The organism is Dactylosporangium sp. NPDC049525, assembly GCF_040676755.1.
GTDB lineage: Bacteria > Actinomycetota > Actinomycetes > Mycobacteriales > Micromonosporaceae > Dactylosporangium.
Window position 1 is genome coordinate 1 of sequence record NZ_JBFAPO010000036.1, and the last position, 14,277, is coordinate 14,277.

9 protein-coding genes are annotated in these 14,277 nt (G+C 72.2%); 6 read left to right on the forward strand and 3 right to left on the reverse strand.

The annotated features are described in order from the left end of the window. Positions 1-62 precede the first annotated feature (62 nt). Positions 63-914 carry a hypothetical protein gene (locus AB0K00_RS37240; RefSeq protein WP_363530748.1) on the reverse strand — a complete coding sequence of 284 codons (852 nt, stop codon included), beginning with the start codon at positions 912-914 and terminating at the stop codon, positions 63-65. An 86-nt stretch (positions 915-1,000) separates the two neighbouring features. On the opposite strand from AB0K00_RS37240, the gene AB0K00_RS37245 reads away from it, so the two are divergent. The 3 genes from AB0K00_RS37245 to AB0K00_RS37255 all read left to right on the forward strand — a co-directional run bounded on the left by AB0K00_RS37245 (position 1,001) and on the right by AB0K00_RS37255 (position 7,976). Then, on the forward strand, positions 1,001-1,993 hold the full coding sequence (locus AB0K00_RS37245; protein ID WP_363530750.1) for an NlpC/P60 family protein: 993 nt from the start codon (positions 1,001-1,003) through the stop codon (positions 1,991-1,993). Between the two features lie 235 nt (positions 1,994-2,228). Next, entirely contained in the window at positions 2,229-5,852 is a 3,624-nt protein-coding gene (locus AB0K00_RS37250) for a PQQ-dependent sugar dehydrogenase (RefSeq protein ID WP_363530995.1), read from the forward strand. A gap of 33 nt (positions 5,853-5,885) precedes the next feature. Beyond that, on the forward strand, positions 5,886-7,976 hold the full coding sequence (locus AB0K00_RS37255) for a DEAD/DEAH box helicase (RefSeq protein ID WP_363530753.1): 2,091 nt from the start codon (positions 5,886-5,888) through the stop codon (positions 7,974-7,976). A 624-nt stretch (positions 7,977-8,600) separates the two neighbouring features. On the opposite strand, the gene AB0K00_RS37260 is transcribed toward AB0K00_RS37255, so the two are convergent. Then, positions 8,601-8,927, reverse strand: a complete 327-nt coding sequence (locus tag AB0K00_RS37260; protein ID WP_363530756.1) for an MGMT family protein — start codon at positions 8,925-8,927, stop codon at positions 8,601-8,603. A 52-nt stretch (positions 8,928-8,979) separates the two neighbouring features. Here AB0K00_RS37260 and proB point away from each other — a divergent pair, with 52 nt between their 5' ends. After that, positions 8,980-10,080 (forward strand): glutamate 5-kinase, encoded by a 1,101-nt coding sequence (gene proB, locus AB0K00_RS37265; RefSeq protein WP_363530759.1) that lies wholly within the window; start codon positions 8,980-8,982, stop codon positions 10,078-10,080. Here the strand turns inward: proB and AB0K00_RS37270 are convergent. Beyond that, positions 10,066-11,400: a gamma-glutamyltransferase gene (locus AB0K00_RS37270; RefSeq protein ID WP_363530762.1), complete on the reverse strand. Its 1,335-nt coding sequence runs from the start codon at positions 11,398-11,400 to the stop codon at positions 10,066-10,068. The two genes, proB and AB0K00_RS37270, sit on opposite strands and share 15 nt — an antisense overlap. A gap of 137 nt (positions 11,401-11,537) precedes the next feature. Here AB0K00_RS37270 and AB0K00_RS37275 point away from each other — a divergent pair, with 137 nt between their 5' ends. Both AB0K00_RS37275 and AB0K00_RS37280 read left to right on the forward strand, forming a co-directional pair. Continuing rightward, positions 11,538-12,878 (forward strand): MFS transporter, encoded by a 1,341-nt coding sequence (locus AB0K00_RS37275; protein WP_363530765.1) that lies wholly within the window; start codon positions 11,538-11,540, stop codon positions 12,876-12,878. Next, positions 12,875-14,272: an aminotransferase class V-fold PLP-dependent enzyme gene (locus AB0K00_RS37280; RefSeq protein ID WP_363530768.1), complete on the forward strand. Its 1,398-nt coding sequence runs from the start codon at positions 12,875-12,877 to the stop codon at positions 14,270-14,272. Before AB0K00_RS37275 ends, AB0K00_RS37280 begins: the two co-directional genes overlap by 4 nt. The last annotated feature ends 5 nt before the right edge of the window (positions 14,273-14,277 follow it).

The window sequence follows — 14,277 nt, forward strand, 5'->3', positions numbered from 1 at the left end:
GCCGGGGCCGGGGCGGCAGCGACGCCGCCGAGCCGGCCACGGCCGAAGACGCCTGATCAGCTTTATCGCACGTCGACGGTGAATTCAGCGCGGTGGACCTGTCCACCGCGCTGAAACTCGAAATAGAGGCGGTAGCGGCCGACGCTGGGCGCCGACAACCAGAACTTGACCGCCCCGCCGACGAGCTGGTCCTCGGGGTGCACGTGCAGGTAGCCCAGGTCACCGTCGCGCAGGACGACCAGGTGCCCGTAGGCGCCGAGGTAGCGCTGCAGGTCCGTGACGGGCGTGCCCGACGCCAGGACCCGCAGTGACAGCGGCTGGGTGGCGTTGACCGCGGGCGTGCCTTCGAGGGTCACCGTCATCCCGCCGGCTTCCGCGGTACGCACCGGGTCGGGCAGCGTGACCGGCCGGTAGTCCCCGGCGACCGTGGCGTCGACCGCGAGCGTGACCGGCGTCTGTGTGCCCGTCGGGTCGAAGGTGACGAAGTCCGTGTAGATCCGCCAGATGCCGGGGGACGGCAGGCTCAGCGGCACCGACCAGGTGCCGTCCGGCGCCATCTCCGGGTGCAGGTGCTGGAAGCCGGACAGGTCGTGCCGCGCCACCACCAGGTGCATGAGCTTCTCGTGGTTGAGCACGAAGCGGGTGACCGCCTTGCCGTCCGGGCCGAGCACCCGGAACGTGAAGGGCTGCGCCGCCGCACCTGCGCCGAACGTCGTGGTCGACGGGACGAGGGTGAAGCCACCGGCGCTGAGCGACAGCCCGCCGAGGTCGCCCGCGGTGGCGCCGCCGTGGGAGTGCGAGGGGATGGCGGTCGGGGCGGCGGCCGGCGGCGACTCGTTCGCCGTCGACCTCGCGATCACGAAGCCCAGGAGCAGCGCCAACACGAGTCCACCAGCGACGACCGGGCCCTTCATGCCAAAGACCGTAACCGTCGTCCCGTCCTACCACTCCACCGGGGGACATTTGGTGACGTTTGTCCAAAATGTTTCGTTAGTGGAACGTGGGGTCAATCCGGAACTCGCGTAGCACCGCCGTACTCGCCGCCGCAGCGCTCGTCGCCGGGCTCGCCGTCGGCGCGCTCGCCGCGCCCGGCGCCGGGCACGCGGACCCGGTCACGGACCGGCAACGCCAGCTGGCGACCGCGTGGCAGGAGCTCGAAGGTGTCATCGAGCGGTTCAACGCCGTCCGGGACGATCTGCGCACCACCGACGCCCAGCTCGAACGGGTGAACTCCCGCACCGGCCCGCTCCAGGCCCGCGTCGACGCCGCGCAGCGCGACACCGACGAGGTCGCCGCCGCGCTCTACCGCAGCGGCGCCGTCACCAGCACCGCGGTGCTCATCAGCGCGCCGTCGCCCGGGTCGTTCATGGACCAGTTGGCCACGCTCGATCACCTGCAGCGCCGTCGTACCGACGCGCTGCGCCGGCTCAAGGCCGACAAGGACGCCCTGCAGCGGGAGCACGACGAGCTCAACGGCCTGAAGGTCCGGCAACGCGCCCAGCAGCAGGAGCTCGGCCAGCGCAAGGCGACGATCGAGGCGCAGGTCAAGCGGCTCGGCGGCGACCGTGCGGCGCGCGGCGCCCGCACTCCCTCCGGGGCCCTGCACGACGGCTACGTGCCGGTCTTCACCGACGACGCCGCGGGCCGCGCGGTCCGCTACGCCTTCTCCCAGCTCGGCAAGGTGTACCGGTGGGGCGCCGACGGCCCCGACACGTTCGACTGCTCCGGACTGACGATGGCGGCGTGGAAGGCGGCCGGCGTGGTCCTGCCGCACAACGCGGCCCGGCAGAAGAAGACGGTCACCCCGATCAAGCGCGAAGACCTGCGCCCCGGCGACCTCGTCTTCTACTACAAGGACGTCAGTCACGTCGGCATGTACATCGGTGACGGCCGGGTCGTCGAGGCGCCGCGCGCCGGCGAACGCATCTCGATGCGGCTGCTCGACTACGCCCCGATCGTGGGCTACGGCCGCCCGGACTACGCCGCGGGATGACCCCGAAGGGGATCGATCGGCACGGGAAGTGATGACGTGATCGCGAACTGCTGATCAACTCCGTGCGGACCGGCTACGACGGTCTTGTTTGTGTCCTAACGGACGAGGCGCGCCAGTCAGCTTGGCGACAGCATCGATCGGACAGGGGACATCTACTGGCTGTTCCCCCAGCGCGTCCGCATCCAGGAGTGCTCGCATGAGGCGTCGTCGCCGCTCTCGTTTGACCTTGGGCCTCGTGCTCGCGCTCTGCGTGCCCGCATCGGCGGCCTTCACCGCGCCGCAGTCGGCCGGCGCGGCGACCACGCTGCCGAACGGCTTCTCCGAGCAGATCGTGCTGTCCGGGCTGACCCACCCGACCAAGCTGGTGTTCGCCCCCGACGGCCGGGTCTTCGTCGCGGAGAAGGGCGGCACGATCCAGGTCTACGACAGCCTGTCCGACCCGACGCCGACCCTGTTCGCCGACCTCAGCGGGCGGGTGCACGACAACGAGGACAAGGGCCTGCTCGGCCTGGCGCTGCCGCCGAACTTCCCGTCGAACCCGTCGGTGTACGTCACGTACACCACGACCACGCCGATCGGCGGCGGCCTCGACATCGGCGACACCTGCCCGACCCCCGGCACCGGCTGCATCGTCAGCGGGCGGCTGTCGAAACTCACTGCCAGCGGCAACACCTGGACCGGCACCGAGCAGGTGCTCATCAACGACTGGTGCCAGCAGTTCGAGACCCACTCGATGGGCGACGTGCGCTTCGGCCCCGACGGCGCGCTCTACGTCAGCGGCGGCGAGGGTGCCAGCCCGGTCTTCACCGACTGGGGCCAGCAGGGCAACCCGGTCAACCCGTGCGGCGACCCGCCCGGCGGCGTCGGCGCGGCGCTCAGCCCGCCCAACTCCGAGGGCGGCGCCCTGCGCTCCCAGGACGTGCGGACCCTGGGCGACCCGACCGGGCTGAGCGGCACCATCATCCGCGTCGACCCCGTCACCGGCGCGGCCAAGACCGACAACCCGCTCTACAACGCGACCACCGACCCGAACGCCCGGCGGATCGTGGCGTACGGCCTGCGCAACCCCTTCCGCTGGACCTTCAAGCCCGGCACCAGCGAGATCTGGATCGGTGACGTCGGCTGGCGGACCTGGGAGGAGATCAACCGGCTGCCCAACCCCCTCGCCACGCCCGTCACCAACTTCGGCTGGCCGTGCATGGAGGGCAACTCGCAGCAGCCCGGTTACCGCGACGCGAACCTGAGCCTGTGCACCACGCTGTACAACACCAACATCGCGACCGGGCCGGTCTACACGTACGGGCACCACCAGCAGGTCAACGACAACGACGGCTGCCCGACCGGCGGCTCCAGCCCGACCGGCGTCGCGTTCTACCCGACCTCCGGCGGCAGCTACCCCGCCCAGTACCAGGGCGCGCTCTTCTGGGGTGACTACGCCCGCCGCTGCATCTACGCGATGCTCCCGACGAACGGCACCCCCGACCCGAGCAAGATCCAGACCTTCGCACCCGGCGCGGCCGGCCCCGTGGACCTGGAGATCGGGCCCGGCGGCGACCTGTACTACGTGGACATCGACGGCGGCACGGTGCGGCGGATCAACTACAGCGCCGGCAACCAGCCCCCGGCGGCGGTGATCGGCGCCGACAAGACCTCGGGCGCGCCGCCGCTCGCGGTGCAGTTCACCTCCGCCGGCACCAGCGACCCGAACGCCGGTGACGTCCTCACGTACCAGTGGGACTTCACCAACGACGGCACCTATGACGCGACCGGGCCGGCGGCGAGCTACACGTACACCACGGCCGGGAACTACACAGCCAAGCTACGGGTCACCGACGCGGGCGGGCTGTCCGACACCAAGACACTGCAGATCCTCGTCGGATCCGACGCGCCCGTGCCGGTGATCGACACCCCGGCCGCCGGCTTCACGTGGGCCACGAACGACACCGTCAGCTTCACCGGCCACGCCACCGACGCCCAGGACGGCACGGTCCCTGCGGCGAACCTGCACTGGCAGCTGATCCTGCAGCACTGCGCCACCCCCGACAACTGCCACCAGCATTACATCAGCGAGGTCGACGGCGCGTCCGGCTCCTTCGTCGGACCCGACCACGAGTACCCGTCCTATGTGGAGCTACGGCTCACGGCGACGGACAGCAGCGGGCTCAGCACGACGGTCAGCCGCCGGCTGGACCCGAAGACGGCGACCATGACGTTCAACTCCGTGCCGAGCGGGCTCAACGTCACCGTCGGCTCGGTCTCCGGCGTCACCCCGTTCGTCGCAACCGTCATCCAGAAGTCGACGCAGACGGTCTCCGCGCCGACGCCGCAGACGCTCAACGGCACCCAGTACACGTTCGGGTCGTGGAGCCAGGGCGGCGCCGCCACGCAGGTGATCACCGCGCCGACCACGGCGGCGACCTACACCGCCACCTACACCGCGACCGGCGGTGGGACGTGCTCGGACAGCTTCGGCTACGTCTGCACCACTTCGACCAGGCCATTCGTCAACGCCGACACGACGGTGCTGGCCCTGACCGGCGACGACGCCGTGCAGCAGATCTCCCTGCCGTTCCCGGTCAAGCTGTACGGCCAGACCTACAGCACCGCCTGGATCGACACGAACGGCCTCGTGAGCCTGGTCAACCCCAACGGGTACAAGTGGGACAACACGACGCTGCCGAACCCCGCGCTGGCCAACGCGGCCGTCTACGCCTTCCACGACGACCTCGTCATGGACGGCAGCGCGTCGGTGCGCACGACCACGACCGGCACCGCACCCAACCGCCAGTTCGTCGTCGAATGGCGTAACGGCTACATCTACGGCAGCACCAGCCGGCGGATCACCTTCGAGGCGATCCTGTCCGAGAACGGTGACGTGATCACCAACTACGCCGGCCTCGACAACGACATCGAGAAGGGCAACGCGGCGACCGTCGGCATCGAGAACGCCGACGGCACCGTGGGCCTCGCGTACTCGGTGAACACGCCGAAGCTGCTGTCCGGCCGGGCGGTCGTCTTCACCGCCCCGGGCGGGACGACCCCGCCGCCCCCGCCGCCGCCGTCCACCGGGACGGTCAGCGGCACGGTGACGGTCGCCGGCGGCGGCGCCGTGGCCGGGGCCACCGTGACCCTCACGGCCGGCACGACGGCCACCACCAACGCATCGGGCGGGTACAGCTTCGCGGACGTGGCCTACGGGTCGTACACCGTGACCGCCGCCGCAAACGGGCAGACGGTGTCGGCCGCGGTCACCGTCGACGGTGCCGAGACCGTCAACCTCACGCTGCCGGCACCCCCGCCGCCGCCCGGGAACTACGGGATCACGACCGTCGCGACCCCGTTCGTCCCCGCCGACGCCACGGTGCTCACGCTCACCGGCGACGACAACATCCAGCAGGTCACCCTGCCGGGGCCGGTCACGCTGTACGGGCAGACCTACACCACGGCCTGGATCGACACCAACGGCAAGGTCTCGTTCGTCAACCCGGGCGGCGCCTATGTGGAGCACTCCGCGCTGCCGTCGACCGCGGCGCCGAACGCGACCGTCTACCCCTTCTGGGACGACCTCGTGGTCGACGGCTCCGCGTCGGTCCGCACGGCGCTGGTCAACGGTGCCGTGGTGATCGAGTGGCGCAATCCGTACATCTACGGCAACGGCGTCCACAACCGGGTGACGTTCTCCGTGGCGTTCGGCTCGGACGGGGTGGTGACGTTCTCCTACTCCGGCCTGGACAACGACGTGGAGAAGGGCAACGGAGCCACCGTCGGCGTCGAGAACGCGGCCGGCACGGTGGCCGCGCAGTACCTGTTCAACCAGCCGCTGCTGGCATCTGGCACGGCGGTTCGCTTCACGCCGTGAGTTTGTGTCATACCTGGTTGCTAGGTTCGTGGGGTGCGATCTGAGGCGTCCCAAGTCCTGAAGAAGCTCGCTGGTCCTTCCGCCGAACTGCGGGAGGACCAGTGGGTGGCCATCTCCGCCCTCGTCGCCGAGCACCGGCGGGTGCTGTGCGTGCAGCGCACCGGGTGGGGCAAGTCGGCGGTGTATTTCGTCGCCACCGCCCTGCTGCGGGCCCGCGGCGCCGGCCCGACGGTCATCGTGTCGCCGCTGCTCGCCCTCATGCGCAACCAGGTCGACGCCGCCGCCCGGGCCGGCATCACCGCCCGCACGATCAACTCCGCCAACCTGGAGGAGTGGGACCAGATCACCGCGGAGATCGCCGCCGGCGGCGTCGACGTCCTGCTCGTCTCGCCCGAGCGGCTCAACAACCCCGACTTCCGCGACAACGTGCTGCCCAAGCTCGCCGCGACCACCGGCCTGCTCGTCGTCGACGAGGCGCACTGCGTCTCCGACTGGGGCCACGACTTCCGCCCCGACTACCGGCGGCTGCGCACCCTCCTGCTCGACCTCGCCCCCGACACCCCGGTCCTGGCGACCACCGCCACCGCCAACGCCCGCGTCACCGCCGACGTCGCCGAGCAGCTCGGCGACGCCCTCGTCCTGCGCGGCTCCCTGGACCGCGAGTCGCTGCGCCTGGGCTCCCTGACCCTGCCGTCGGCACCGCACCGGCTCGCCTGGCTCGGCGAGCACCTCGGCGCGTTCACCGGCTCCGGGATCATCTACACGCTGACCGTCGCCGCCGCCCACGAGACCGCCGCCTACCTGCGCGCCTGCGGCTACGAGGTCGCCGCCTACACCGGGCAGAGCGAGGGCGCCGACCGTCTCGCCGCGGAGGAGGACCTCCTCGCCAACCGGATCAAGGCCCTCGTCGCCACGTCCGCGCTCGGGATGGGCTTCGACAAGCCGGACCTCGGCTTCGTCGTGCACCTCGGCGCCCCGTCCTCCCCGATCGCCTATTACCAGCAGGTCGGCCGCGCCGGCCGCGCCGTCGACAAGGCCGACGTGCTGCTCCTGCCCGGCACCGAGGACCTCGCCATCTGGCGCTATTTCGCGTCCCTGGCCTTCCCGCCCGAGCCGCAGGTCCGCGCCGTCCTCGACACCCTCGCCGAGGCCGGCCGCCCCCTGTCCACCGCCGCCCTCGAGACCCGCGTCGAGCTGCGCCGCACCCGCCTCGAGCTGATGCTCAAGGTCCTCGACGTCGACGGCGCCGTCCACCGCGTCCGCGGCGGCTGGGAGTCCACCGGCATGCCCTGGCGCCACGACACCGAGCGCTATGACCGCATTGCCGCCGCCCGCGCCGCCGAGCAGGACGCGATGCGCGACTATGCCGCGCTGACCAGGTGCCGCCTCGAGTTTCTCCGCGAGACCCTCGACGACCCCGGCGCCGCCCCCTGTGGCCGCTGCGACAACTGCGCCGGCATCTGGTATCCGGACGCCGTCTCCCCGGCCGCCCTCGCCTCGGCCCGCGCCCACCTCGGCCGCACCGGCGTCGAGATCACCCCCCGCCGCATGTGGCCGACCGGCCTCTCCGCCATCGGCGTCCCCCTCACCGGCAAGATCCCGCCGGCTGAGCAGGCCCTCCCCGGCCGCGCCATCGGCCGGCTCAGCGATCTCGGCTGGGGCGACAAGCTCCGCAAGCTCCTCGCCGCCCCCGACGCCGCACTCCCCGACGACATCTTCACCGGCGTCGTCGCCACGCTCACCGAGTGGGCGAAGGGCGACGACCGCTGGCCCACCCGCCCCGCCGGCGTCGTCATCCTCGGCTCGCAGAGCACCCCCACGCTCCTGCACTCCCTCGGCACCCGCATCGCCGCCGTCGGCCACCTGCCCCTGCTCGGCACCATCGAGCCAGCCCACGCCGCGGACGCCGCCTCCCGCACCAACAGCGCCCAGCGGGTCCGCGCCCTGCATGACGCCTTCACCGTCCCGCCCGCCCTCGCCGCCCAGCTCTCCTCCCTGCCTGGCCCGGTCCTCCTCGTCGACGACCTGGTCGACAGCGGCTGGACCATGGCCATCGCCGCCCGCCTGCTGTGCCGGGCCGGCGCTCCGGGAGTGTTGCCGTTCGCCCTGGCCCTGTCCGCCTGACCCGGTCGGCCACTCCGCTGTTCGCCGGGCCTGCCGGTTCGTGCGCCCTGCCCGGTTTGCCGCCCGCCGGTCGCCGCCCTTCGGGTTGACCGCCACCGGCCCGCCCGCCGCCTTTGGCCGGTCCGCTGCCTTTGGCCCGCTCGCTGGCAGCGGTCCCGTGCCGGCTGGCGGTGGTGCTTGCGCACTGTCCGCTTCCATTCGGCCTGTGCGGCACGGTCCTTCGCCACGCTCGTTGCCCACCACCTGGCGGTGGTCCTTGCGCACTGTCCGCGTCCGCTCGGCCTGTCCGGCATGGGTCCTTCGCCATGTTCTCGTTGACCACCAGGGCCGTTCGCCGCTGGCGTCAGCCTCCGCACCTCTTTGCCCGCTGCCACGGCTCGCCTGCATGCTCTGGCCGCGATCGACTCGACGTTCGCACGTCGCGCGCTGCTTGCCCGTCGCGCGGCCCTCACAACCCGGTGGATCACTGATCGCCGAGGAACAGGGATCCACCGGGTTGCGGGATCCACTGGGTTGTGGCGCCCGGGTGCGGCTCGGCCCAGCGGCACGCCAAGGAGCCTGTTTGGTCACGGGCGTCGACCCTGACCTTCGATCGTGGCCGGGCCGTCAGGACAGATCGCGGCGTTACTCCGGAGCCGGGGCGGGGTCGGTGGGGTCGTCCTCGGGCCACCACACGGCACGGCGCATGTCGACCTTGTCCGACTTCAGCGGAGTGCCCTCCAGCTTGTGGCGGCGGAGGGCCTCCTGCTCGTGGCCTGGGACCAGGCGGCCGTTGGCGGCCACGACGCGGTGCCAGGGGACGCCGCCGCCGTAGTGGGACATCACCGCGCCGACCTGGCGGGGGCCGCCGCGGCCCAGGTATTCGGCGATCGCGCCGTAGGACATGACGCGCCCCGGTGGGATGCGTTCGACCACGGTGAGGACCAGTTCGGCATAGTCGTCATCGGCCACGATATGGGAACCTACCGTGGGCCGAGGCGGGCGAGGCGGCAAGATAGGCGGCGTGCGGGAACAGGTCACCGAGGCTCGACGGATCGTGGTCAAGGTCGGGTCGTCGTCGTTGACCACCGCGGCCGGTGGCCTGGACGCCAAGCGGGTCGATGCGCTCGTCGACGCGCTTGCGGGAAGCCCGGCGGAGGTTGTCCTCGTGTCGTCAGGGGCGATCGCGGCCGGGCTGGCGCCGCTGGGGTTGTCGCGGCGGCCGCGGGATCTCGCGACGCAGCAGGCCGCGGCGAGCGTCGGGCAGGGGCTGCTCATGCGGGCGTACAACGACGCGTTCGCCAGGCACGCACGGGTGGTCGGGCAGGTGCTGCTGACCGTCGACGACGTGACCCGGCGGGTGCACTACCGCAACGCGTACCGGACCCTGCGGCGGCTGCTGGACCTGCGGGCCATCCCGATCGTCAACGAGAACGACACCGTGGCCACGGAGGAGATCCGGTTCGGCGACAACGACCGGCTGGCGGCGCTGGTCGCCTCGCTGGTGCACGCGGACCTGCTGGTGCTGCTGTCCGACGTCGACGGCCTCTACACCGGGGACCCGTCATTACCGGATTCGACCGCCGTGACCGACGTGCGCTCGCCGGACGACCTGGCGCGGATCGACGTGAAGCGGCCCGGCAAGGCCGGGGTCGGCACCGGTGGCATGGTCACGAAGGTCGAGGCGGCGAGGATCGCGACGACCAGCGGCATCCCGGTGGTGCTGACGTCCGCGCCCAACGCGGGAGCGGTCCTGGCGGGGGAGCCGGTAGGCACGCTGTTCCACCAGTTGCGGAAGCGGCCGCAGGCGCGGCTGTTCTGGCTCGCGCACGCGACCAGCCCGCGCGGCCGGCTGCACCTCGACCCGGGCGCGGTGCAGGCCGTCATCCAGCGGCACGCCTCGCTGCTGCCGGCCGGGATCACCGCGGTGGACGGCAGGTTCGCGGCGGGGGATCCGGTGGACCTGGTCGACATCGGTGGGGTGCCGATCGCCCGGGGCCTGGTCAACTACGACGCGACGGAGCTGCCGCCGCTGCTGGGCCGCTCGACCGGGGAGCTTGCGGCCGCGCTGGGTCCGGCGTACGAGCGGGAGGTCGTCCACCGCGACGATCTAGTGCTGCTGTAGCAGGCGCCCCACGCCACCGCGGCGCGGGTCGCCGGCCGCGCCGGCCAGGCCGACGGCACTGACCCCGCCGAAGTAGTGATCGAGCCGGTCCCACTGCCGCACCGTATAACCGGCGGCGGCGAAGGGCGTGGGGTCGCAGCCGGGCTCGACGTGCACGCTGCGGGCGCCGTCGACCGACACCGGGTGGAAGCGGGGGCGGCGGATCGCGGTCGTCATGTCGTCGCCGTGCACCAGGACATTGGTGAGGGTCTGGATCAGCGCGGTCCGGATGCGGGTCGCGCCGGCCGAGCCGATCGCCATCACGAGACCGTCGGCGCCGTCCAGGACCACGGTCGGGCTCATGCACGACGCCATCCGCTCGCCGGGCAGCGTGCCGGGCCGGATGAGCTCGCCCTCGCCGAGCATGGAGTTGAGGTGGACACCGAGGCCGGGCAGCCACACCCCGGCGCCGATGCCGAGCGTCATGGTGATCACGCAGGCGTTGCCCGAGCCGTCCACGACCGAGATGTTCGTCGTGTCGCCCAGCCGCTGTGAGCCGTACACCAGGAGCGCGTCGGCAAGCTCGAGCGGCGAGAATCCGGTCGGCAACGCGGCAATGGTGCGAATGGTCTCGTTCAGGTCCGACCGCGCCAACACCCGATAGGGTCCGAACGGCGCGGCGGCGACCGGCACCTGCAGCACCCGGTAGGAGGCCAGGTCGCGGGCGCTCAGCACGCCGCCGCCGGCGTGGACCTGCGCGAGCATCAGCTGCCCGACCGGCCCGGTGTAGAAGGCGGCCGGCCCTTCCGAGGACAGGATCCCGAATGCGGTGTCCAACCCGGGGTGGTGCAGCAGCTCGCCGCCCTCGAGCAGGCGGCCCTCCGGCGCGTACACGGTCGCTCCGAACCCGGGCAGCATCGCCGGTGCCAGCGACACCAGGGTGCGCGCATGCGGGCCCGGCAGGAGCACCCCGCTGTGGGCCAGGTTGAGCGCCGGCGCGACGACCCGCTGCCACGGCAGCCGGCCCCACCGGCGGTGGATCTCGCCGGCACCGGCGGGGATGCCGGGCACGCCCACGCTGGAGGCACCGATCTCGTACTGCTGCGGTACCCCACCGAAGGAGATCTTGATCGGCACCATCGGCGCCGCCGGGGCGGTGCTGTCCAGGCCGGGGACCGCGCAGAAGAAGTCGAGGCAGGTGGTGGCGCCGGTGGCGGCGTCGAAGTAGGTGGCGAACCCACCGCCGGCCAGGCCGGTCAGGACACTCTCCGTGGCGCACCCGGCCAGCATCGCGGCAACGGCCGCGTCGGCGGCGGATCCGCCCGCCGCGAGGACCCGCAACCCGACCTCGGTCGTGGCGGGGTGCCCGGCGGCGACCCCGGCCGGGACCGTTGCCCGGGGACGCGAGTGGGCCGGCAGCAGGGCGGTCGACAGCGGAGGTTCCTTTCCGAGATGGTGATCGCTAGCATTCGTGGACCATGGCCCCAGTCGTGCAAACCCAGGTCCTGCCGGGACGTGTGCGGGCGGGCTATGCGCTCGGTTCGCTGGTCACCGGCGCGTTCGGCACCGTGCCTGGGCTGCTGCTGCTGCCCTACCTGACGGACACCCTCGGCGTCGCTGCCGGGGTCGCCGGGCTGCTGGTGCTGGCGCCGAAGGCGTGGGACGTGCTGATCAACCCGGTTGCCGGGAGGATTTCCGATCGTACTCGCACTTCGATGGGTGCCCGGCGACCATTTCTGCTCCTCGGCGGCCTCGCGCTCGCGGTGCTCTTCGCCGGCATCTTCGCCGCGCCGCTGCGCACCGGCCAGGCCGCCTACGCGGCCGTGATGTTCCTGCTCGCGGCGACCGCGTTCGCGTTCTACCAGGTGCCCTACGTGGCGATGCCGGCCGAGATGACCGACGACTACGCCGAGCGGACCCGGCTCATGAGCTGGCGGGTCGCCATCCTCGCGGTCGCGATCCTGGTCTCCGGCGCGCTGTCGCCGATGGTGACGAAACAGTTCGGCGGCGGCATCCCCGGTCACCGGGCGATGGGGGTCTTCGTCGCCGCGCTGATTCTGGTCGGCACGTTCGGCTCCTTCTTCGGCACCCGCGGCGCCCCGGTCGGCAAGGTCCTGCCGAGCGAGCCGTCCTTCGCCGCGCAGCTGCGGGTGGTGCGGGCCAACCGGCCGTTCCGGCTGCTGCTGATCTGCTTCGTCGTGCAGGCCGCGGGCATCGCCACGATGCTGGCCGGGGTCAGCTACTTCGCCACGCAGATCCTCGAGTCCCCGGACACGGGCGCGACCCTGCTGTTCGCGTGTTTCGTCGGCCCGGCGCTGCTGGTCATGCCGCTGTGGACGCGGGTCGGCCAGCGCGTCGGCAAACTCAAGGCCTACGTGTTCGCGTCGGTGCTGTTCGCGGCCGCCGCGGCGCTGCTGGCCCTCGCCCCGTTCCTGCCGGCCGTCGCCGTGTACGTGCTGACGGGGCTGGTCGGCAGCGGGTACGCCGGCCAGCAGGTCTTCGGCATGGCCATGCTGCCGGACTGCATCGCGTTCGACGCGCAGCGCACCGGGCGGCGCCAGGCGGGCGTCTTCACCGGCCTGTGGACGGCGGGCGAGACGTTCGGCATGGCGCTCGGCCCCGGCATCTTCGCGGTGCTGCTCGCCGCCTTCGGCTACGTGTCCAGCTCGTCCGGTGAGGCCGCGGCCCAGTCCGGCACCGCGAAGGTCGGCGTGCTCATCGGGTTCACCCTCGTGCCGGCCGTCGTCGTGGCATCGGCACTCATCGGTCTGCGAGGCTACGACCTGGACGAGCGGCGTCTGACCGAGGGGGTTTCGTGAAGGGCATTCCGGCCGAGCAGGTCCTGCAGGAGCTGGCCGAGCTGCGCAAGGGGGACCTGCCGACGCACGGCGGGCGGCTGTTCGCCTACGTCTACGACCCGGCCGTGTCCGGCCTCGACGAGCTCGCCGCCGCCGCGTACGCGACGTCCGCGCACGTCAACGGGCTCGACCCGACCGCGTTCCCGTCGCTGCTGCGGATGGAGAACGACCTCGTCGGCATGGCCGCCGCCGTCCTGGGCGGCGGACCGGACACGGTCGGCAGCGTCACCAGCGGCGGCACCGAGTCGCTGATCCTTGCCGTGAAGGCGGCCCGCGACGGCGCGCCCCACATCGCCGAACCGCGCCTGGTGATGCCGGTCACCGCGCACGCCGCGCTCGCCAAGGCCGCGGCCTACCTTCGGGTGGCGTTGGATGTGGTACCGGTGGGCGCCGACCTCCGTGTCGATCCTGCCGCGGTGGCCGCCGCGATCGGACCCTCCACGGTGCTCGTGGCGTGCTCGGCGCCGTCCTACGCGCACGGCCTCGTCGACCCCGTCGAGCCGATCGCGGCCGCGGCCGCCGCCGCCGGGGTCCGCTGCCACGTCGACGCCTGCTTCGGCGGGTGGACGCTGCCGTTCCTGCGACGCCTCGGCGAGCCGGTCCCGCCGTTCGACCTGTCCGTCCCGGGCGTCACCAGCATCTCCGTCGACCTGCACAAGTACGCGTACGCGCCGAAGGGCGTCTCCGTCCTGCTGCACCGCGACGAGGCGCTGCGCCTGCCGCAGTACTTCGGGTACGCCGACTGGCCCGGCTACACGATGGTCAACCCCGTCATCTCCTCCACCCGCTCCGGCGGGCCGATCGCGGCCGCCTGGGCGACGCTGCGGCACCTCGGCGACGACGGCTACCTGGCGCTGGCCGACACGACCCGGACCGCGGTGCGTGGCCTGGCCGCCGCGGTGTCAGCCGTCGACGGCCTGGCGCTGCTGCCGGTCGAGTCGACGGTGGTCGCGTTCCAGTCCACGGACGTCGACCTGTTCGTCCTGGCCGACGAGCTCGCCGCCCGCGGCTGGCACACGCAGCCACAGTTCCGGCACGGGGACATTGCGCCGTCGGTACACCTGACGGTGACGGCATCCGTCGCACCGAGGGTGGCCGAGTTCGCCGCCGACCTCGCCGCATCCGTGGACGCCGCCCGCGCGCTCGGGCCCGTCGAACTACCCGACGGGATCTTCTCCCTGGTCGGCGACGTCTCGTCGCTGGCATCGGCGCTCGGGGTCGGGTCCGGTTCGTCGGTGCTGCCTGCACGTATGGCCGTGATCAATTCCTTGTTGAACGCGGCGCCACCGGCCGTGCGCGAGCAGTTACTGGTCGCGTTCCTCAGTCTGTTGCAGCGGCCGACGAGCGTAGGCTGACGTAT

Excerpts from the sequence above, each read along its gene's own strand:
- AB0K00_RS37240 (WP_363530748.1), bottom strand. The coding sequence starts at position 914 with ATGAAGGGCCCGGTCGTCGCTGGTGGACTCGTGTTGGCGCTGCTCCTG.
- AB0K00_RS37275 (WP_363530765.1), top strand. The coding sequence starts at position 11,538 with ATGGCCCCAGTCGTGCAAACCCAGGTCCTGCCGGGACGTGTGCGGGCG.